18 protein-coding genes and 1 pseudogene are annotated in these 20,793 nt (G+C 66.9%); 10 read left to right on the top strand and 9 right to left on the bottom strand.

What is annotated here, in order from left to right; all coding sequences use genetic code 11:
- Position 1: 1 nt before the first annotated feature.
- The 7 genes from miaB to QY307_00275 all read right to left on the bottom strand — a co-directional run bounded on the left by miaB (position 2) and on the right by QY307_00275 (position 7,984).
- Positions 2-1,381: a tRNA (N6-isopentenyl adenosine(37)-C2)-methylthiotransferase MiaB gene (miaB, locus tag QY307_00305; GenBank protein WKZ82735.1), complete on the bottom strand. Its 1,380-nt coding sequence runs from the start codon at positions 1,379-1,381 to the stop codon at positions 2-4.
- Complete coding sequence (gene rny / locus QY307_00300; GenBank protein WKZ82734.1) at positions 1,378-2,910, bottom strand: ribonuclease Y; 1,533 nt, start codon at positions 2,908-2,910, stop codon at positions 1,378-1,380. Before rny ends, miaB begins: the two co-directional genes overlap by 4 nt.
- A gap of 214 nt (positions 2,911-3,124) precedes the next feature.
- Positions 3,125-4,243, bottom strand: coding sequence for a recombinase RecA (gene recA, locus QY307_00295; protein ID WKZ82733.1), 1,119 nt, complete (start codon positions 4,241-4,243; stop codon positions 3,125-3,127).
- Positions 4,244-4,342: 99 nt separating this feature from the next.
- Positions 4,343-4,894, bottom strand: a complete 552-nt coding sequence (gene thpR, locus QY307_00290; GenBank protein WKZ82732.1) for an RNA 2',3'-cyclic phosphodiesterase — start codon at positions 4,892-4,894, stop codon at positions 4,343-4,345.
- Positions 4,894-6,138 carry a competence/damage-inducible protein A gene (locus QY307_00285; protein WKZ82731.1) on the bottom strand — a complete coding sequence of 415 codons (1,245 nt, stop codon included), beginning with the start codon at positions 6,136-6,138 and terminating at the stop codon, positions 4,894-4,896. The genes thpR and QY307_00285 overlap by 1 nt, the downstream gene beginning before the upstream one ends.
- Entirely contained in the window at positions 6,135-7,445 is a 1,311-nt protein-coding gene (rimO, locus tag QY307_00280; GenBank protein WKZ82730.1) for a 30S ribosomal protein S12 methylthiotransferase RimO, read from the bottom strand. The genes QY307_00285 and rimO overlap by 4 nt, the downstream gene beginning before the upstream one ends.
- 20 nt (positions 7,446-7,465) lie before the next feature.
- Positions 7,466-7,984, bottom strand: coding sequence for a flavin reductase family protein (locus tag QY307_00275; GenBank protein ID WKZ82729.1), 519 nt, complete (start codon positions 7,982-7,984; stop codon positions 7,466-7,468).
- 97 nt (positions 7,985-8,081) lie between these two features.
- Between QY307_00275 and QY307_00270 the strand changes: the two genes are divergently transcribed.
- The 5 genes and pseudogenes from QY307_00270 (at position 8,082) to QY307_00250 (ending at position 13,189) form a co-directional block, all read left to right on the top strand.
- Positions 8,082-8,843 carry an inositol monophosphatase family protein gene (locus tag QY307_00270; protein WKZ82728.1) on the top strand — a complete coding sequence of 254 codons (762 nt, stop codon included), beginning with the start codon at positions 8,082-8,084 and terminating at the stop codon, positions 8,841-8,843.
- A gap of 134 nt (positions 8,844-8,977) precedes the next feature.
- Positions 8,978-10,015 carry a DUF222 domain-containing protein gene (locus QY307_00265; protein WKZ82727.1) on the top strand — a complete coding sequence of 346 codons (1,038 nt, stop codon included), beginning with the start codon at positions 8,978-8,980 and terminating at the stop codon, positions 10,013-10,015.
- A gap of 51 nt (positions 10,016-10,066) precedes the next feature.
- Positions 10,067-11,476 (top strand): recombinase family protein, encoded by a 1,410-nt coding sequence (locus QY307_00260; protein WKZ82726.1) that lies wholly within the window; start codon positions 10,067-10,069, stop codon positions 11,474-11,476.
- 186 nt (positions 11,477-11,662) lie between these two features.
- On the top strand, positions 11,663-11,881 hold the full coding sequence (locus QY307_00255) for a hypothetical protein (GenBank protein ID WKZ82725.1): 219 nt from the start codon (positions 11,663-11,665) through the stop codon (positions 11,879-11,881).
- Between the two features lie 154 nt (positions 11,882-12,035).
- Positions 12,036-13,189, top strand: a pseudogene (locus QY307_00250) (IS3 family transposase).
- Here QY307_00250 and QY307_00245 read toward each other — a convergent pair.
- On the bottom strand, positions 13,168-13,503 hold the full coding sequence (locus QY307_00245) for a hypothetical protein (GenBank protein WKZ82724.1): 336 nt from the start codon (positions 13,501-13,503) through the stop codon (positions 13,168-13,170). The pseudogene QY307_00250 and the gene QY307_00245 sit on opposite strands and share 22 nt — an antisense overlap.
- 137 nt (positions 13,504-13,640) lie before the next feature.
- Between QY307_00245 and QY307_00240 the strand changes: the two genes are divergently transcribed.
- Entirely contained in the window at positions 13,641-13,826 is a 186-nt protein-coding gene (locus QY307_00240) for a hypothetical protein (GenBank protein WKZ82723.1), read from the top strand.
- 657 nt (positions 13,827-14,483) lie between these two features.
- On the opposite strand, the gene QY307_00235 is transcribed toward QY307_00240, so the two are convergent.
- Positions 14,484-14,996: a hypothetical protein gene (locus tag QY307_00235; GenBank protein ID WKZ82722.1), complete on the bottom strand. Its 513-nt coding sequence runs from the start codon at positions 14,994-14,996 to the stop codon at positions 14,484-14,486.
- Positions 14,997-15,452: 456 nt separating this feature from the next.
- Here QY307_00235 and QY307_00230 point away from each other — a divergent pair, with 456 nt between their 5' ends.
- From QY307_00230 to QY307_00215, 4 genes are all read left to right on the top strand, one after another.
- Positions 15,453-17,084, top strand: coding sequence for a TIGR04141 family sporadically distributed protein (locus QY307_00230; protein WKZ82721.1), 1,632 nt, complete (start codon positions 15,453-15,455; stop codon positions 17,082-17,084).
- Positions 17,085-18,140: 1,056 nt separating this feature from the next.
- Complete coding sequence (locus QY307_00225; GenBank protein WKZ82720.1) at positions 18,141-18,992, top strand: hypothetical protein; 852 nt, start codon at positions 18,141-18,143, stop codon at positions 18,990-18,992.
- Between the two features lie 7 nt (positions 18,993-18,999).
- Positions 19,000-20,109 carry a peptidoglycan-binding domain-containing protein gene (locus QY307_00220; protein ID WKZ82719.1) on the top strand — a complete coding sequence of 370 codons (1,110 nt, stop codon included), beginning with the start codon at positions 19,000-19,002 and terminating at the stop codon, positions 20,107-20,109.
- A gap of 85 nt (positions 20,110-20,194) precedes the next feature.
- Positions 20,195-20,791, top strand: coding sequence for an ABC transporter ATP-binding protein (locus QY307_00215; GenBank protein WKZ82718.1), 597 nt, complete (start codon positions 20,195-20,197; stop codon positions 20,789-20,791).
- The last annotated feature ends 2 nt before the right edge of the window (positions 20,792-20,793 follow it).

The following is a 20,793-nucleotide window of genomic DNA, read 5'->3' as shown; positions in this document are numbered from 1 at the left end:
GTCAGGCGAGGACCCCCATCAGATGGCTCGGGGCGGCCCGCACCAGCCGCACCTGCAGGAACTGCCCGGCCGGGTGCCGGCCGGCCACGTGCACCACCTTGTTGGTTCGGGTGCGGGCGGTGACGACCTCGGGGTCCTTGCGCGACTGCCCCTCGGCGAGGACCTCGACAACGGAGCCCACCAGTGCCTCGTTCTTCTCCAGCGAGATCTGCTGCTGCAGGGCGGCCAGGCGGGAGAAGCGCTCCGAGGCGACCTCCGGATCCACCTGATGGGGCATCTCCGCCGCCCGGGTCCCCGGACGCGGCGAGTACACGAACATGTAGGCCCCATCGAAGCGGGCCTGCTCGACGACGTCCAGTGTGGCGGCGAAGTCGTCCTCGGTCTCACCCGGGAAGCCGACGATCACGTCGGTCGAGGTGGCCAATCCGGGGATCATCGCCTCGGCGAGACGCAGCTTCTCGAGGAAGCGTTCCGGCGTGTACCCCCTCTGCATGGAACGCAAGATGCGACGGCTGCCACTCTGCAGGGGGAGGTGGAGGTGCTCGCACACCGCCTCGGTCTCGGCCATCGCCAGGAGGACCTCCTCCTTGATGTCCTTGGGATGCGGGCTGGTGAAGCGAATCCGCCGCAGGCCGTCGACCTCGCCGACCCGTCGCAGCAGCTCGGCGAACACGGGACGCCGCCGACCATCGACCGCAAGGTCGCGACCGTAGGAGTCCACGTTCTGCCCGAGCAGGGTCACCTCGACCACACCCGAGGCCACCAACCTCTCCACCTCGGAGATCACCTCGCCGGGCCGCCTGGAGATCTCTCTGCCCCGAACCGCCGGCACGATGCAGAAGGTGCAGGCGTTGTCGCACCCGATGGTGATGGTCACCCACGCCGAGTGCGGCGACTCGCGATGGGCGGGCAACGCCGTCGCCGACTCGTCGATCCCGCCGGCCTCCTCCCAGATCTCGGTGACCGGTCCCCACTCCTCGGCGTGGTCGAGGAGATCCACGGCACGATGGACGTTGTGGGTTCCCAACACGACGTCCACCCACGGGGCACGCCGTTGCACCTCTTCCCGGTCCTTCTGCGCCAGACAGCCGGCCACCATGATCCGCAGGGCGGGTTTTTCGTCCTTCACGGCCTTCAGCTGGCCCAGGTTGCCGTAGAGGCGGTTGTCGGCGTTCTCACGCACGCAGCAGGTGTTGATCAGGACCACATCGGCATCGGCCGCACCCGAGGCGGGAACCATCCCATCCTCCTCGAACAGTCCGGCGAGCCGCTCCGAGTCGTGCTCGTTCATCTGGCATCCGAAGGTTCTGACCAGGTAGCGCCGTCCCACCCTGGTGGGCACCCGGTTGCGACGGACCACCGGATCGCCGAGAAGTGTCATCTGGCGTAGTCGGTGGCCCGCAGCTCGCGTATCACGGTCACCTGGATCTGTCCCGGGTACTGCAGCTCCTCTTCGAACCGCCGTGAGATGCGCCGCACCAGATCGTGCGCCGCAAGGTCGTCGACGGTCCCCGGATCGACCACGACCCGCACCTCTCGTCCCGCCTGCATGGCGTACACCTTCTCGACACCGTCGAAGGACCGGGCGATGGTCTCCAACTGTTCGAGGCGGCGGACGTAGGACTCCACCGCCTCGCGCCGGGCTCCCGGGCGCGCCGCCGACACCGCATCGGCGGCCTGGACGATCACCGCCGTCAGCGTTCGCGGCTCCACCTCGTTGTGGTGCGCCTCGATCCCATGGACGATCGCCGGCGCCTCGCCGAACCGCCGGGCGATCTCGGCACCGACCAGGGCGTGGGAGCCTCCCAGCTCGTGGCTGACCGCCTTGCCGATGTCATGCAGGAACGCCGCCCGGCGGGCCTCGGTGGCGTCGACTCCGATCTCGCCGGCGAGCATTCCCGCCACCTTGGCCGACTCGATGAGATGGTGCAGCACGTTCTGGCCATACGACATGCGGTACTTGAGGCGCCCCAGGAGGTTGATCAACTCCGGATGGATGCGCGACACACCCGCCTCCAGAATCGCCCACTCCCCAGCGTCGCGCACGCTCTGCTCCACCTCACCGAGAGCCTTCTCGTAGGCGTCCTCGATCGAGGCCGGATGGATCCTGCCATCGGCGACGAGGCGCTCGAGGGCGATCCGAGCAACCTCCCGGCGAATCGGGTCGAAGGCGGACAACCCCACCGCCTCGGGAGTGTCGTCGACGATGATGTTGACGCCGGTGACCGACTCGAAGGCCCGGATGTTGCGGCCGTCACGGCCGATTATCCGCCCCTTCATCTCGTCGCTGGGAAGGACCACCGTGGACAGGGTGGTCTCCGCCACCACCTCCGAAGCGAGCCGCTGCACCGTTGAGGTCAGGATGCGCCGGGCCCGCTTCTCGGCCTCCTCCCGGGCCTTCATCTCCAGATCTCGCATCAGCACCATGGCCTCGCGGCGACCCTCGTCCTCGACGCGTTGCAGCAGCTCCGCCTTGGCGGCCCGAGCGTCCACCCCTGCGAGTCGTTCGAGCGACGAGCGAGCGTCCTCACGCATCGCCTCCACCTGGCGGCGGTCCTCGACCAGCTCCCGTTCGCGCTCGATGAGGTTGGTCTCGCGCTGGGCGAGGTTGGCGGCCCGCTGCTCCAGGGTGGCCTCGCGCTGGATGGCGCGTTCTTCCTGTGACTCAAGCTCGAAACGACGGTGCTCGAGCGTGGCGTCCTCACGCTCCCGATAGGTGTCGGCGCGCGCCCGCGCCTCGCGCTCGGCGTTCTCGATGACCCGCTGTGCCTCCCGTCGCGCCTCGTGCAACATGTCGTCGGCGGTCACTCCGGCGCGCCCGAGGCTGCGCCTCAGCCATATCCTGCCCAGGGCGAGTCCGACCAGGACGGCCACCAGGCCGACGATCGCGGAAACGATCGCGGTCAGCATCGGCAACTCCTCTCGGTGACCCCTGAACGCACGACGCGTCGGACCGGCCGGTCCGACGCGCATCAGCCGATCTCGTCAGTCTCGAGTCCGGCCGATCCCACCTCCAATCAGGGTCACTCTTGTCGACATACGGTTCAAGTTCTTGTGCGCGTCAGGACACCCATGGTACTGCGTTGGTGGTCTCAGGAAAGGGTCGATCTGGAAACCGCCCCCCTCACGCATCTACATCACCCAGCTCCACGCGTTCCAGGCTGCCGGACTCCTCGTTCGCCTCGTCGTCGGCCGCTTCCTCGTCGAACGAGCCACCGGCCGGACCCGCCAGGCCGACCTTTTCCATGACCCGCGCCTGGAGTTGCACAGCCACCTCGGGGTTCTCCTTGAGGAACCGCTTGGCGTTCTCCCGTCCCTGCCCGAGCTGGTCGCCATCGAACGTGTACCAGGCACCGCTCTTGCGCACCACGTCCTGTTCGGTGGCCACGTCGAGCAGCGAGCCCTCCCGGGAGATCCCCTCCCCGAACATGATGTCGAACTCCGCCTTCCGAAACGGCGGAGCCACCTTGTTCTTCACCACCTTGGCCACCACCCGGTTGCCCACCGATTCCTGGCCTTCCTTGATGGTCTGGATCCTTCGCACGTCGATGCGCACCGATGAGTAGAACTTCAAGGCCCGTCCGCCCGGGGTGGTCTCCGGGCTGCCAAACATCACTCCGATCTTCTCGCGGATCTGGTTGATGAACACGGCGGTGGTCTGAGAACGATTGATGCTCCCGGCCAGCTTGCGCAGTGCCTGCGACATGAGGCGTGCCTGGAGGCCGACGTGGGTGTCGCCCATCTCGCCCTCGATCTCGGCTCGAGGGACCAGCGCAGCCACCGAGTCGATCACGACGACGTCGAGGGCGCCGGACCGGATCAGCATGTCGGTGATCTCCAGAGCCTGCTCTCCGGTGTCGGGCTGTGAGATCAGGAGCTCGTCCACGTCCACTCCGAGGGCGGCGGCGTAGCCGGGGTCGAGGGCGTGCTCGGCGTCGATGAAGGCGGCGATGCCGCCGTTGCGTTGGGCCTCGGCGACGATGTGCAAGGCCAGCGTCGTCTTGCCGCTGCTCTCCGGTCCGAACACCTCCACGATGCGGCCGCGGGGTACACCGCCGATACCGAGCGCCAGGTCGAGGGCCAGTGCCCCCGTGGAGATGGCACCGATCTTCTGCACGTTGGCAGCACCGAGCCGCATGATGGCGCCCTTGCCGAACTGACGCTCGATCTGAGAGAGGGCCATGTCGAGGGACTTGTCACCTTCCACGGTGTTGCTCCTTCCGGATTCGATCCGAGTCACCATCGCCGAAGATACGACGCCGGTATGACACGACACGGTGAATCACAGTGATGATATTCGAACGTACCCCGCAAAGGTAGCCGAACATCTGTTCGGTGGCAATCACCCCGCCGAAGAGGGCAGGAGGAACTCCTCGAGCAGCCGGTACCGCGGGGCGCCCTCGCCCAGGCGACTCCGAAAGACGCCGATGCGGTCGACGGCCATCGGGATGGAGACGCCGGGAGCCGAGGCCAGGATCGCAGTCAGATCCTGCGGGGGTCGGATCCGGCTCAAGGTGAGGTGCGGGTTGAAAGGACGCTCCTCGGCCGGGAACCCGGCGCGGTCGATGGCGGCGTCGGTGGCATCCTCGAGCGCCTCCAGCCGATCGAGCCCGGCGCCGACCCCCACCCAGAGCACCGTCGCCCGATCGGGTCGAGGGAACGCTCCCAGCCCCTCCCAACGAAGCGTGAAGGCACCCCCGAGATCGGATTCGGAGAGACAGCCGAGCAGCCGGTCGCATGCGACCTCTTCGACATCGCCCAGGAAGCGCAGCGTGAGGTGCCAGTTCTCGGGGGGAACGATCTTGCCGGGAATCGATGCCACCCCTGCGGACAGGGCGTGGGCGAGAGCGTGGCGCGTCTCTCCGTCCAGTGACACGGCCACGAAGATCCTCATCACCACCAGTCCCCTGTGACGGCGAGGCGAGCCAGGTGAAGGGCCGAAGTGGTGGCGTAGGTTCGCACCCGTTCCCGGTCTCCCGGGAGACGCAGGGTGCGCGCCGCGCAGCGATCCGGGGTGGCGACTGCGATCACCATGGTCCCTGCAGGAGCCTCCAGCCGATCGGGGCCGGCCGAGCCGGTGATCGCCGCCACCACATCGGCCCCGAGTGCCCGGCGTCCCCCCTGGGCCATTGCCTCGGCCGTCTCGGAGCTGACCAGCCCGAACTGGTGGAGCGTTCGAGAGGGGATCCCCAGCAGCGCCTCCTTGACCTCCGCCGAGTAGGCGACGATGCCGCCACGAAACACCTCCGACGACCCGGGCACCGAGGTGATGGCCGCCGCCACCATCCCGGCGGTCGCCGACTCGGCGGTGCCCAGCGTCCAGTGACGATGGCGGCATGCCCCGAGCAGCACCGCCTCCACGGTCTCGGCGTCGGCGCCGAACACCAGCGACCCCAGCCGGGAACGGATCTCCGCCTCCACCGGGTCGATGAGGCGGCGGGCATCGTCTTCGCCGGCGGCACGGGCGGTGAGCCTCAGCTTGATCTCGCCACCCGAGGCCAGGAACGCCAGCGTCGGGTTCCGACCGGATTCGTAGAGGTCGCCGAGGATCTCGGCGAGCCGCGACTCCGATTCGCCCCAGGTGCGCAGCAGCCGACTCACGATGGCGCCGCCCTGCCCGCCGCGCAGGCCGGCCAGGTGCGACATGACCTCTGCGTCGAGCATGGCCACCATCTCCTCGGGCACCCCGGGAAGGGCGAACACCAGGCAGTCGCCCACCTGCATCCTCAGCCCGGGCGCCGTGCCCTTGGGGTTGGGGACGAACTCGGCCCCCACGGGGCGCTCCGCCTGGCGAAGGTTGCTCGACGGCATCTCCCGACCACGCGACTCCCACCAGGACCGCAGCCGATCCTCCTCGGCGGGAGACCGCTCCAAGGGCACTCCTGCGGCGGCGGCCAGCGCCTCCCGGGTGAGGTCGTCCTGCGTGGGCCCGATGCCGCCGGTGACGATCAGGACGTCGCACCGCCCTGCCGCCTCGCCGATCGCCTTGGTGAGCCGCTCCCGGTTGTCGCCGACCACGACCTGGCGGTAGTGATCCAGGCCGGCGGCCGCCAGCCTGCTCCCGATCGTCGCCGCGTTCCCGTTGACGATCTGACCGAGCAGCAGCTCGGTTCCCACCGCCAGCACCTCGACGATCATCGTGAGAGCACCTCTGCGAGCAGCTCGTCGCCGTACGACGCCGTGACCCGGGCGGTGACCATCTGCCCCCGGCTCCCCGCGTCGAGGCGGACCACGCCGTCGATCTCGGGCGCCTCGCGATGAGACCGTCCCACGGGTACCCCGTCCTCGACCCCGTCGACGAGCACCACCAGCGTTCTCCCCATCTGCTCGGCACCGTGTCGCCCCGTGATCTCCTCCTGGCGTGACGCCAGCAGCCGCGCCCGCTCCGCCGCCTCCACCGAGGGGACCTGCCCGGGGAGGGTCGCCGCCGGGGTGCCCTCCTCCGCCGAGAAGGGGAAGAACCCCGCCCAGTCCAGGTCGGCCGCTTCGAGGAACCCCATGAGCTCCTCGAAGTCGGCTTCGGTCTCACCGGGGAACCCGGTGATGAACGAAGACCTCAGGGCGGCGTCGGGCGCCGCCGCGCGGATGCGGTCGATCAGCTCGAGATGCGAGCCGCCGTCGCCGGGACGGCTCATGGCTCGCAGCAGCCGGCCCGAAGCGTGCTGGAGGCTGAGATCGAAGTACGCAGCGACCAGCGGGTTGCCGGCGACCGCTGCGATCAGGGCGTCGGTGACCTCACGCGGGTAGAGATAGAGCAGTCGCAGCCGCTCCAGGCCGGGTGCCCGAGTCGCCTCCCTGATCAGCCGGGGAAGATCGGAGGCGTCGTCGAGATCGCGTCCGTAGGCGGCGAGATCCTGTGCCACCAGGACCACCTCGCGCACCCCGTCGGCGCAGAGCGCGGTCACCTCGGACACCACGTCGGTGACGGGCCGTGACCGCTGGCGCCCGCGGAACCCCGGAATGGCACAGAACGTGCACCGCTTGTCGCAGCCCTCGGCCGCCTTGACGAAGGCGTATGGCACGTCCGGGGTGGGCCGGAGGGCGTCGTAGAGGATGTCGCCCACCGGGGTGGGCGCCGATTGGTGCCCGGTGAGGGCGTCGAGGTCCCCCACCAGATCGCCGTACCCGTCCATTCCGATCACGGCCGTCGCCTCGGGGAGCGCCGCCGCCAACTCGGCACCGTATCGCTGCGCCATGCACCCCAGGACGAGGAGGGGAGCACCCTGCGACCGGCGATCGGCGGCCTCGAGGACGGTGGCGACCGACTCCCGACGCGCCTCCTCGATGAAGGCGCAGGTGTTGACCATGACCACGTCGGCCGACTCCGGTGCCGATGCCTCGGCGTAACCGGCGGTCGCCAGCCTTCCCCGGAGCTTCTCGGAGTCGACCTGGTTCTTGGCACAGCCGAGCGTGGCGAGCCATACCCGGGGGGCGTCGGTGGGCATCCTGCGAGTGTAGGGAGCGCCTAGGAGTGGCCCGGTGGCGGCGGGAAACGGCCCCTGTGGTACTGCAGCGGGGCCACCGGCTCGCCGAGCGCCACCGATTCCACCTCCCCCTCGATCAACAGGTACCAGCCGACATCCGTGGTCGAAATCAAGCGGCACTCGGCCCTGGTGGGCAGGGCGGCGATCAGCGGGCCGCGGGGTCCGTCGCTCGCCTCGATCCCCAGGAACAGGCCCCCGGGACTTGGAACCCGTCCCGAGAACCGATCGGCCAGGTGCCGATCGACCCACCCCAGGACGTGGACCACGAACCCGCCGGCCTCGACCACACGATCCGAGAGGTCGGTGTTGTGGCCGCAGAGGAAGAACACCCGACCCGGCTCGCCGTCGGCCACCATCAGGGAGGAGACGGTGAGCCCGGTCCGCCGTTCTCCGTTCCCGGCGGTCACCACCGTAACCGGGGCGGACAGCCGGCCCCGAAACCTCCGCACCGGATCACGCTCCTCGTCCGGGGTGGCGAAGGGATGCGAATCGTGGATCACGATGCCGAATGTAGCCCAGCGGCGAGCCCCAACCCCTCCGAGTTGCTGCTCCGGAGGGTCGGTCGCGACCACTCGAGATTCTGCCAACATCGCCCGCATGGAACTCCGCTCCGACCTGCTGGTGGCGATCGAAGCCGCCGACGCCGCCGACGCGGTCACGCTGGCCCGCTTCCGGGCGGTCGACCTCCGCATCGACACCAAGGCCGACTCCACTCCCGTGACCGAGGCGGATCGCGCCGCCGAGATGGCGATCCGGGGTGTTCTCGCCACAGCCCGCCCCGCCGACGCCGTGGCCGGCGAGGAGTACGGCACCGAGGGTTCCGGCCAAAGACGATGGATCGTCGACCCCATCGACGCCACGCTCAACTACATGAGGGGGGTGCCGGTGTGGGGAACCCTCATCGCCCTGGAGATCGACGGGGAGATCGCAGTGGGGGTGGTCTCGGCGCCGGCCTTGGGACATCGCTGGTGGGCGTCACGCGGCGGCGGCGCCTGGCGCAACGCCACCGCGATGCGTGCCTCCTCGGTGGACACCCTGGAGGAGGCGACGTACTCGATGAACTCGCTCGTCGACCACGAACGCCGCGGATGGACCGGTGCGATCGACCTGAGCCGGCGTTGCGGCAGGACCCGCGGCTTCGGCGACTTCCTCTCCTTCATGTTCCTCGCCGACGGCGCCGTCGACGTCGTCACCGAGCCGGTGGCGGCGGAGTGGGACCTGGCCCCGCTGATCGTGATCGTCGAGGAGGCGGGGGGACGGTTCACCGACCGCTCCGGGGCGAGGACCGTGCGCGGCGGGAACGCCGTGGCGACCAACGGTCCGCTCCACGAGGTGGTGTTGGAGATGGTCGGGACCTAGGCGGGAAGCGCCACGAGATGGGTCCGGTTGGCGGTCGGGTGTCTGGACGGGTCGACCCGACGGGGCCGGAGACCGGCGTCACCAAGGGGGCGTGGGGTCGCATTCCTGTCACACCGGGGTCGTACTTTCGAGGAATGACGACGCTTCGACCGGCGCCCACCTGGATCGAGTCGCCGACCGACGAGTACCTGCGCCTGGAACGAGAACGGGTGATGCTCGAGGCCCGCCAGGCCGAGCTCCTCGGCGAGATCGACGCCGCGGAGGCCTTCCTGGATGAAGGCCTCACCTCGACCACCGCCCTGCTCCGCCATCGTGTCGGAGTCTCGGCCGGCGAGGCGGCGCGACGGGTGGCCGATGCCCGTGGCCTCCGGGCACAGTCCGAGGTGGCCGAGGCGTTCGCCACCGCCCGCATCGACCTCCCCCGCGTCCGCATGCTCCTCGAGGCGGCTTCCGTCTCCGCCCCGCTCTTCGCCCGCGACCGGACCCTGCTCATCGACACGGTGGCCGGGCTCGGCACCGGCCACGCCCGACGCGCCGTCTCCTATTGGATCCAGGCCGCCGATCGGCACGCCGCCGACGCCGACGCCCGCCATCTCCACGACCGGCGCCACCTCCACGTCTCGCCCACCCTCGGAGGAATGGTCCGCATCGATGGTGAGCTCGACCCCGACGGAGGGCAGGTCGTCCTCACCGCATTGCGATCGCTCACCGATCCGGCCGGGCTCGATCCGAACGACACCCGCTGTCAGGCGCAGCGCCGCGCCGACGCCCTGGTCGACCTCTGTGCCGACCACCTGGCCCACGGCGACGCCCCGGTGACCGGCCAGACTCGCCCCCAGGTCTCGGTGATCGTCTCCACCCACGCCCTCGCGGGCCACTCCGCCGATCCCTGCGAGTTCGACGACGGCACCGTGATCACCCCGCGGGCTGCCCGCCGGGTCGCCTGTGACGCCACCGTCACCCGCGTGGTCATGGGGCCGGGATCACAGGTGGTCGACGTGGGGCGGGCCACACGGACCATCCCACCGGCTACGCGCACCGCCCTGGTCGCCCGCGACCGCCACTGCCGCAGGCCGGGATGCGAACGGCCGGCCCGATGGTGCGACGCCCATCACGTGATCCATTGGGCCGACGGCGGCCGCACCGACCTCGACAACCCAAGCATTGGATAGTTGCACTACTAGCCGGTATCCTCCCCCGGTGACACTCCCAGGAGGTTGCGGGTGGCTGCCAGGAAACCGACGGCGGCGGCGATCTATTGCCGGATCAGCTTGGACAAGACCGGCGAAGGGTTGGGGGTGGCCCGCCAGGAGGTGTTGGGTCGCAGGCTGGCGGCGGCGAAGGGTTGGCCGGTGGCCGAGGTGTATGTGGATGGTTCGACCTCGGCGTTCAACGGCAAGGTGCGGCCCGCCTACCGGCGGATGCTTTCCGATCTCGAAGCGGGTCTGCGGGATGCGGTGATCTGTGTGGATCTGGACCGGTTGACCCGGCATCCGGCGGAGTTGGAGGAGTTCGTCGCCCTCGCCGATCGGCTGCGGATCGCTTTGGCGAATGTGTCGGGTGACACCGACCTGGGGAGCTCTGACGGGCGCCTGAAGGCTCGGATCATGGGGGCGGTGGCCCGTCAGGAGTCGGAGCGTAAGGGGGAGCGGGTGGCCCGGGAGGCGGAGCAGGCGGCCCGGCGGGGCATCCCCCGTGGTTCGCGCCGTCCGTTCGGCTGGGAGGACGACAAGACCACGATCCGACCTTCTGAGGCGGAGCTGGTGCGGGAAGCGGCGCGTCGGGTACTGGCCGGGGAGACGGTGCCGGCGGTGGCCCGGGACTTCAACCGCCGGGGTATCCCGTCGCCGCAGGCGGCACGGTACGGCTGGTCGGCGGCCACGCTGATGGGGGTGCTGCGCAACCCCCGGATCGCCGGACTGCGCACCTACAAGGGTCAGGTGGTCGCCGACGGGCAGTGGCAGCCGATCCTCAAGCGTGCCGAGTGGGAGACCCTGGCCGCACGGATCCGGCGGGTGGCCCGGCCGGGGCGTCCCTCGTCGCATCTGCTCTCCGGTATTGCCCGCTGCGGGCGGTGTGGCGGGCCGCTGTGGACCTCGTGGCGTCCTGGCAACGATGGCACCAGGGTGGCCCGTTACGCCTGTGTGGCTCGTCCCGGGGGGCCGGGTTGCGGCAAACTCACCGTCACCGCGGCTCCCCTCGACGAGCTGGTCCGCGACGCGGTGATCTTCGCTGTCTCCGGCCCCGAGTTGGCCAAGACCCTGGCCGCCCGACGCCGCGGCGACGCTGGAGAGACCCAGGCAGCCCGGGAACTCACCGCCGCCGAGGCGCGGCGGGAGGAGGCTGCGGCCATGTTCGGTGCCGGTGAGATCACCCGACGGGAGTGGCTCAAGATCCGCGAAGTCACCGACCAGCGCATCGCCGACGCCTCCCGGCTACTAAGCCGTCACCGCGGACCCACTGCCAACCTTCCCAAATCCCACAAGGCTCTTCGCCAAGCCTGGGATACCGGCAGCGTCGAGTGGCGCCGCGCCCTGATCACCGCGGTCGTCGCCACCCTCACCGTCAAACCCGTCACCCGGCCGATCAACACCTTCGACCCCGACCGCATCGACATCACCTGGGCCGCCTGACCCCGATCCGCGGCGCAGAAACACCGGCAGGCTCCGGCGTATCCCCGGCGATGCTCCCTAGGGCTACGGCGTATCAGGCAAGCTCCCGGGCGACCGGGGAGAAAAGCCGGCAGGTGCCGGCGTTTCCGGCCAAGACCCGCCACGGTCCCGGCGCATCCGCGGCAGCGAGGGGAGAAAAGCCGCCAGGTGCCGGCCAATGTGGGCCAGGTGCCGGCCAATGTGGGCCAGGTCCCGGTCAAGGTCCGCCGGGTGCCCGGCAGTGTCGGTCAGGTGCCGGTGAAGATCCGCCACGTGCCGGTCAAGGTCCGCCAGGTGCCGGGCAATCCCGGCCAGGTCCCGGGCAATCCCGGCCAGGTCCCGGGGTATCCCGGAGGTGCCTCCGGCCGAATCGAGAGGCAGGTCTAACGGTCGCAGGGTTGTGGAACAGCCGGGTCCCGGGATGGCCTTGTGGATGGTTAGTGGGATGGGGTTCTGACTAGGAGTTCGGTGACCTGGTGTGCCCCGGGTTCTGCGGAGGCGGATTGTTGGATTCTGCTGTCATGGTCTGTGAGGAGGACCTATGGCACGCAGAGGGTATCCGGGGGAGTTCCGGCGCCGTGTGGTGGACCTGGTCGAGGGTGGCCGCCGGGTGGCGGAGGTGGCGGCCGAGCTGGGGATCAGCGACCAGTCGATCTACACGTGGCGACGTCAGGCCCGCATCGACGCTGGCGTGGAGCCGGGGTTGACGTCTGGGGAGAAGGCCGAGCTGGTCGCTGCCCGGAGGCGGATTCGGGAGTTGGAGATCGAGGTCGCTATCCACCGGCGAGCCACCGAGTTGTTGAAGGGCGAGGCCTCCCCAAAAGGCGATTCGCGGCGATCCGGGTGATGGCCGCAGAAGGACTCCCCGTGGAGAAGGCCTGTCGGGTGTTGGGGGTGTCGGTGTCGGGCTATTACGGGTGGCTGGACCGTCCGCTGTCGCCTCGAGCGGTGCGTCACGCATGGTTGAGCGAGCTGATCAGCAAGATCCACGCCGACGCCAAGGCTGCCTACGGTGCTCGGCGGGTGCACGCCGAACTCACCCTCGGCCACGGCATCGCCGTCGGGCTTGAGGCGGTGGCGATGCTGATGCGCCGGGCTGGCATCCACGGTCTATCCGGAAGGCCGAAGTTTCGCAAGGTTCCCAACATGGCGACCGCATCGGACCTGGTCGACCGCCGTTTCGGTCGTGACCGGCCAGATCGTTTGTGGGTAACTGACATCACCGAACATCCCACCCGGGAAGGCAAGGTCTACTGCGCTGTTGTCCTGGACACATTCTCTCGACGCGTGGTCGGCTGGTCAATCGATTCGACTGCCACCGCCAGCCTGGTGACCAACGCCCTCGGGATGGCCATCGATAACCGCCGGCCCATCGGCGGTGTGACCGTGATCCACAGCGACCAGGGCACGCAGTTCACGTCGTGGGCGTTCACCCAACGCGCCGTCGATTCCGGATTGGTCCCGTCGATGGGCTCGATCGGGGATTGCTTCGACAATGCGGTCATCGAATCGTTCTGGAGCCGGATGCAGGTCGAACTGTTGAACACCCGGCGGTGGAAGACTCGAGTCGAGCTGGCGACGGCAATCTTCGAGTATCTCGAGATCTGGCACAATCGGCAGCGACGGCACTCGGCACTTGGCATGATCACACCAGTCGAGTTCGAAGCTCGACATCAATCGACACCGGCAGCATGAATCCAGAAAGCTGCCTCCGCCAAACCCAGGACACCCCAAAGCCTCCAAGAAACCCGGGGAGGTTCAACCCAGCGGCTGCGCCAGTCCTGGTGGCGGGGTGAGTCCTGGTTGGGGTCCGCTACCGACACCACGACGTCAAAGTCAGCTTCGAGCAGGTCGCGGAGCCGGTAGGCGAGTCGGCGGCCCGACCTGCTGTGCAGCCGGAAGGTGCCGATTCCATGCTGGCGGGCCACGGTGGAGCGGATCTGTTCCACCAGCTGCTGTGGTGGTCGGTCTCTTTCGAGCCGCACGGTGTCATGCGGATAGCGCTGCATTCTCCGGGTCCCCCTTTACAAGCGGGTCACAGCTATGTAGTTTGGTCCCCAACAACCCACTCGTCCCGAGTTGGGCCGTCATCCCTAGGGGATGTGCAAGTTTGCCAGTCGGGACATGTTGCACCGGGAGGTGCCGCATGTCCTCGCCTGCAAGGGAGCGCATCCCCTCTTTCGTTTCTCGGTCACGGCTCGCTCAGGGTCTTCCGGAGCGGGTCACCGATCCCGCCACCCTGGCGTGTGTTGCAGCGTTGCTGCAGACCGCGGCCCGGGTGCGGGAGCCCGAGGGCAAGCCGGCTTGTGCCGGTGCGGCCACGGCGTCCTAACGGCACCTCCCTGCCGCCGTGGCCGCCCCTCGGGAGACCGGGTCCGCCCAGTCGCGTTCGACGCCGTTCGGGTGTGTCCGTCCTTGCCTGTTCGTGGACGAACGCACCGGGCGCCGGGAGTTGTCGCGCTGTAAGGCGACCAGCTTCGATCTGTGCCCAGGCTGCGCCGCGCTCTACCAGGGCGATGCCAAGGCGATCACCCGCAGCGGAGTCTGGCAGCGCCTTGAACCCGGTGGCACCGTCACCTTCGTCACCCTCACCGCGCCGCCGATGTGGCGCACCGATGCACCAGCCGAGTTGCGCGTCATCCACCGGTACCACGTCGCGTACTGGCGGGCTCGTTACACGAAGGGCCCTGCCCGGGCACGACATCTGGCGGCGCAGCGGCCACGCGCCGTCTGCGCATGGTGCACCAAACACGCCCGTGGCAAGGCCAAACTGGCCGGTCGTCGATCCCGGTCCGTGGCCCCGGTGATTCATGGGCCGGACGATCCGCTTGCCGGGTTGCCCGTCGATCTCGATGCGTTCGACTACGCCGCGGCTGCGGAGTGGAACTGGGAACTCGGTGACCGTTGGAGCCGCCTGATGGTCTACCTTGAACGCGAGCTCGGACACCGGCCCGAGTTCCTCAAAGCCCGCGAAGTCCAGCGGCGAGGTTTAGCCCATCTCCACGTACTCCTCGCTGGCAACATCACCGAGGAGCAACTCCGCAGGGCAATCGACCGGACCAACGAGTCGTACGCCAACCCCAACCGAGGATGGGGGCACATCGCCGATCTCCAGCATCTCACCAACGACCCGAACAGCCCCGACGGTCGCCAGGTCGGGCGCATCTCCGCCTACATCGCCAAGTACGTCACCAAAGGCGCCCCGTCGACGGTACGGAGCACCGCAGCCAATCCACACGCCAAGACCCACTTCCAGCGTCTTGAGCGAGCATCGCAACACGTCGCTGTCGAACGCGCCGCCCGTCGACCCGGCGCCCCCTGTCCCAATCCGACCTGTGGCGGAGAACTGGCCCTCGCCGACGCTGACACCCTCCGCTGCCGCACCTGTCGGTGTGAGGTGCGCCACCGCCTCGGCAGGTACGCCGAACACCTCGGTATCCGCAGCCAGCCGATCACCAAGTCCCAGCACTGGGCCACCGAACACCGAGAGAGCCGCCGCCATCCCGGTCGGTGGCTCCCCGTCTACGGAAGGCACTGCCGACCCAAGGGGCTCACCTTCACCGCGCTCCGGCGAAACCGAGCCAGATACGCCGCCGCCACTAGCCAACGCCCCGCGATCCCCGCGAGATGGAGGTGGATCGGGCCATCCAGTCACCCATCCAGACACCCATCCCGACACTCAGACAACAACCCAAGTCAGCCTCACGCACCCCCGCGCGACCTTCCCGACCCCTTCTAGCCCATCGCCAGCCCCTGACCAGCGCCGTAGTCGACGCGCCCAAGATCGACTGCCACCTCTCCTCACCAGGGCGAAACCGTGTCTCCAACTCCGCTCAGACACTCAAGAGCCCCGGGCGACACGCTCACACGCCCCCGCAGGGGGCGTGTCCTTGACCAAGCGAAGCCAAGTTGCACAAGCGAAGGCGGAGGCCTGGGAGCAGTTAGTAGCCTTCACCACATGGTCGATGCTCGTCGCCACCTGACCGCGTTTCTGATGAGGCCGGGAACGTCTCGAGAGGATGTAGTGCGCGGCGTAGACGGGTTGACCGAGAAGAGACTCACACGTGAGTCAGGGCTGGAGGGCGCCCTCTATCTAAAGACGTCGGAAGAGACGGTCCCATGGTGGGTCGAGTTCCTCGACCCGATCTCAAGCGATGATCTCCGGGCTCCAGCGATCCGCACCACGAGCGCGCTCCTCGTCCTACGACCGGCCATTTCCGGTCCGAACAGCCGGATCGTCTGCTTCACGTTCGGGCACGGCCGCTACCTGATCAACCAGCGCTATGTCGATCGGACATTTGGGATCCGGGTCGCTCTCAACACGGTAGATCCGGCACGCCTGCGGGGCTTCAACACATGGCGCCAGGATGATGTCGTTGTTAGAACGACCCTTCAGTCGAGCAGCGGCACCGACCTTGGCGCCTTCTCTCTCGACATCTTCAGGGACATCCTTCAGGGTGCCGCCGGGGCGACCAAGAGCCTCTACGAAGCAGTGGTTGGCCCGCTTGTGAGAGGATCGACGGGCGTCACGATTGATGTGCGCATAAGCGCCGAAGGGCTAGCCGAGAAGGCCCGAGATCTCCTTCAGATCTCTCGTCGCGACGACTACAAGACCGACTTCGCATTCGTGGACTTCGTGCAACGAGTCGATGAGGACACCTCTGAGTCCTTGGACCGGAAGCTCGCGGCCGCACTCATTGCTGTCGGCGAGCAAGGAGACTCGGAGTTCCGCTGCCTATACCTCGCCGCGCCTGAAGTGCTTGAACTGGAGAAACTCGAAGGCTTCGCTTTCTCAAGCGAGAGAGGCCGCGAGAAGACCTTCCGCACGGATCTCCGACTTGAGGAGTACCTATCGACGCGCGAAGACGACGTAAGCATCGATCGGATACATGGAGACAAGGTGCTCATCCGCTACGAGGGCGCAGAGCATCGAAACCTGGCGAGCGTCTATCGATGCCTGATCGCCGAAGTCGACGGTCCCGCGGGCGAGACCTACCAACTCGTAGATGGAGACTGGTACCAGATCGAGTCAGACTTCGTGAAGCGGATTCGATCTGACACAGCTCGAATACGACTGAGCTCAGTCCGGTTCCCCGTGCTCATGGACACAGATGACGAGCCCGCCTACAACAAGCGGGCCGCGAGTGAGCTGGGCGCGCTGCTGCTCGACAAGAAGACCATCCCCATCGGAGGCGGTGCCAACAAGATCGAGTTCTGCGATCTCGCGCTGCCGGATCGCAAGACTCTCGTGTTCGCGAAGCGACGATCTCAGTCGAGCACCCTCAGCCACCTGTGGAGTCAAGCGACGGTGGCAATGGACTCAGTCCTCGGCGACGAAGCCTTCCGAAGGCGGCTGACCTCGAGGATCAGGCGCCTCAACCCTACTTTCGTAGACCTCGCTGAAGACGGCAAGGTTGGATCGGACTACAACGTCGTGTACCTGATCCTCGGAACAGCACACAATGGGAGCCCTGCGGAGGACCTGCCCTTCTTCAGCCAGGTGGCGCTGGCGCAAGCAGCACGCACCCTCGGGAACATGGGCGTAGGAGTCTCCCTTGCGGGGCTCCCCTGGACCCCGGCTGCCTCGTAGCACCTCGACTTGATACCGCCGACAAACTCCCAACACAGTCCGACTCGGGGTACGACTCGCCTTGTGAGTTTCCGCAGGCGTCGGCTGGCCGACTGCCCATCGCCGAGGCTTCCGATTTCGGCTGGCGGGTCGCCTAGATCCATAGGATCGGGAAGTTCGGTTTGTTCCCCCCTCGACATCCCCCTCGAGATCCCCGTCGAGCGCCAGGTCGAGGCGATTACCCCGGGCATAAGGGCTTGGGGAGGGCGGCACCGCCGCCGGAGGCCGCGACGAGGATTTGTCAACCACCTGACGATGGAGCAGCACCAGGGCACGTGTCCCCTCGAATCCCTGGACACCGAACAACCTATGGCTTCGATTCGGGAATCGGGACCTTTGGCCCTAGTGGGCACCATCGACCGTTCCTCACCATGATGGCGGCAGGGGGCAGTCAACGGACTGGGGGTGTGGAAAGTGGTCACGACATGGCGTAGGCCGTTGGTTGGCGCGGTTCTGGGAGTGCTTGTCGTTGCGTTCAGCATCGTGAGCATGCGCAGCGCGAACGCGCACTGTAGGTGGGACGTTCCGTGGTGGTCGTCGGCGGGATGGGGCGAGGAAACCGTAGCCTATGCCTCGACCTGCGACGGGGACCTCTATTACGTAGGGAAGGTGCACGATACTGCGACCGATGGCGCCTTCGTTTTCTTTGAGTCCTGGCCGAGTACCGGCTACTTCAAGTCGCAGCCCTCATATGGCGAGTGGGTGCAGTTCACGTATTATGACAACAACAGCTTCGCGTACTTCCGGCTATGCAAGGAATTGATCAGTTGGCCATACACGCGGACCTGTGCGACCACCGGATCGAACTACGGTTTCTAGGAGGTTGGGGCACGGTAAGTTCCGCATGGCAGGTTCGGTAAGGACTCCCGCGCGGGTCCTCCCGCGTGGGCGAAAGTGAGGGTACACAAGCGAGTGAGACCGGCGCGTACAGCAGCTGTTGTCTTATCCGGTGCGAATCGCCCTGGGGGATACTGCGGGCGGAGGCGTGCAGGTCGAGCGGTGCTTGTGTCGCTGTCCATGCTCGTCGTGATCGCCTGCGCGAAGGGCGAGGCAGGTGACCAGGGAGCGGCTGAAGGAGCCTACACAGGTCGCGTACTTCCGGTTGAGGCAGCCATCGAAGAGGTCCTTGGCTACTCGGAGTCCGAGATCCTTCGAGCCGTGGACCTCGCCAGATACGAAGCGATCGTTGATTGCATGGTGGCCCAGGGATGGGACTTCAGTCTTAACGATCTGCCATCGGTCGAGGAACCCAACGTCTCCGCGGGACCTCGCAGTTCACTTACGGGAGATGTTGCGGAGTACTTCCTCAACTTGCTCGAAGTCCTAGCCGCACCTGAGCCCCTTCCCAGCGAGCCGGGTTCTCCTGAGTACTCGGAAGACGAGGCGAAATGCTGGAGCACAGCTATCGCGCAGTTCCCTGATCCGCTCGCATCGCTGGCCTCATGGTTGACGATCGAGACTGGAGATCTTAACGCGCGGGTTACCCAGGACGCCCGCGTCATCAAGGCGGCAGAGGATGCGATGGCGTGTGTCGCGAATCAGGGATTCGAGAGGGGGGGAATGGAACAGGCCTCAAACCGATTTCAGGCGGAGGCCTCCGCGATCTTCGATCACTATCGAGAGGGTGATCTGTCCTATCAGGACGCGCAGGAACAGCTGCTCGTAGTTGCTGCGAACGAGCGCGCCTACAACCAGTCGGCGCGTGCCTGCTTCGAAGCGCAGGCAACAACCGAGCGTTTGGTCCGAGCAGAGTACGAAGCAGAGTGGCTTCGGAGCAATGGGGATCGCCTTGCCTTGGCGGTCGATGAGGCGCGCTCGGCTGTTGACCGGTATGGCGAGTTCCTGAACATCGTTTCCCCCGAGCAGTAACTCGCTGATGAACCGTCGCATCTTCATCGCGTTTCTGTCTACGACTTTGATGGCGGCGATCGCTGCCTCGATCGCGATTTCTAAGCTCGCTACACCCCAGGAGGCGTCTGCGGAAACCACTCTGCCGCCCCCCCAACCAGTCACGGTGCCTGTTCAGCTGGTGCGCATCACGAATCAAGTGGTCACTCGTGGCACGCTCGGGTTCGACAGCCTCGGCACACTATCCGCGGCTGATGTTGAGGTGAGCGGCCTCCTGCCGGTCATCACGTGGCTTCCCGAGGCGGGAACAATCATCAACGAGGGAGACGTCGTTTACGAGATCGCGGGTCGCCCGGCAATCGTTCTACCTGGAGAGTTCCCGCTGTTCCGCACCGCCACAGCCGGGGCAACCGGGAAGGACATCGCGGTTCTGCAGGAGGCGCTCACACAGCTGGGACTCTACGACGGACCCACAAACGGGATCTACGGACGCGCAACCCGAGACGCCATTCAGATGCTCTACGAATCCCAAGGGTACTCACCTCTCCCGGGAAGGCCAGCACCGAGAACCGAAATCCTGATTGTCGCAACTGTTCCGTTCCGCGTGGGCGACTTACGCGCTCGGGTCGGGGACATTGCAGCAGGACCGATTTTGGAGATCTCCGGCGTGGAACTTGGCATTGACACTGCCGTGAGTCTTGACGAGGTTGATTATCTTGCTGTTGGAGATAGTGGCACCGTTGAAGTTGGCATCGGCCTCACGGCGATTGAAGCGATCGTCACGGAAATCGCGACACGCCCGGGCACGCAGGGCGCCGGGCCCGATGAGGTGTTTGTCAGACTCACACCTGTTCAGCGAGACCTGGAGGTTCAGGGACCCCAGCCTGTCCGGATCAGGATCGAGATCGAGTCTCGCTCAACGCCCGAACCAGTGCTCGCTGTCCCGCTCGCCGCGCTTTTCAGCAGGGGAGACTCGAGGACCTACGTGACGGTTGTGACGCCGGCGGGGGTGACTTCGGACGTTGAGGTGCTGACAGGACTGAGTAGTCCCGATGGCATGGTTGAGGTCGATCCCGTTGTAGTCGGTCAGCTCACCGTGGGTGACCTAGTGATCGTTGGCACAGCGCCCAGTGGCTAGTGGAACCGAGGCGTCGGCACTCGTACGGCTGTCTGGCGTAAGCCGGATCTACCCAGGGCGTAGCCCCGTGACTGCCCTACGCCGAGTGAGCCTTGAAGTGTGGCGTGGCGACTACATTGCCGTTAGGGGGCGGTCGGGCTCAGGGAAATCCACCTTGCTGAACATCATCGGTCTCCTGGACAAGCCCACGGATGGTGACCACGAATTCCTCGAGCATCAGGTTGCTTATCTAGGCGATGCGGAACGGTCCGCCATCCGAGGCCACGAGATCGGCTTCGTGTTCCAGGACTACCACCTGTCAAGACATCGAACCGCTGAGGATGACGTGATGGTCGGCATGTTGTACAGCGGGGTTGCGCGAAGGGAGCGGCGAGCGCTCGCAACGAAGGCCCTCTCGCGGGTCGGACTCAATCTCAGATCGCAGTTCTTGTCCAGAGACCTCTCGGGAGGAGAGCGCCAACGGGTTGCGATCGCTCGAGCGATCGCGAGAACCCCGTCCCTCCTGTTGTGCGATGAGCCCACTGGGAACCTCGACAGTGACACAGCGGGAACGGTGCTCGACTTGATAGACGAGCTGCACTCTGATGGCCTCACCGTCGTGATTGTCACTCACGATCCACGCTTGGGTAACCGCGCTTCACGAGTCCTGACCCTCGACGACGGAACTCTCTCGGAGGCGTAGAC

The organism is Acidimicrobiia bacterium (assembly GCA_030584185.1).
Lineage (GTDB): Bacteria > Actinomycetota > Acidimicrobiia > Spongiisociales > UBA11373.
Note: the sequence above shows the minus strand (reverse complement) of the source record. Positions and strands in the feature narration are given on the sequence as shown.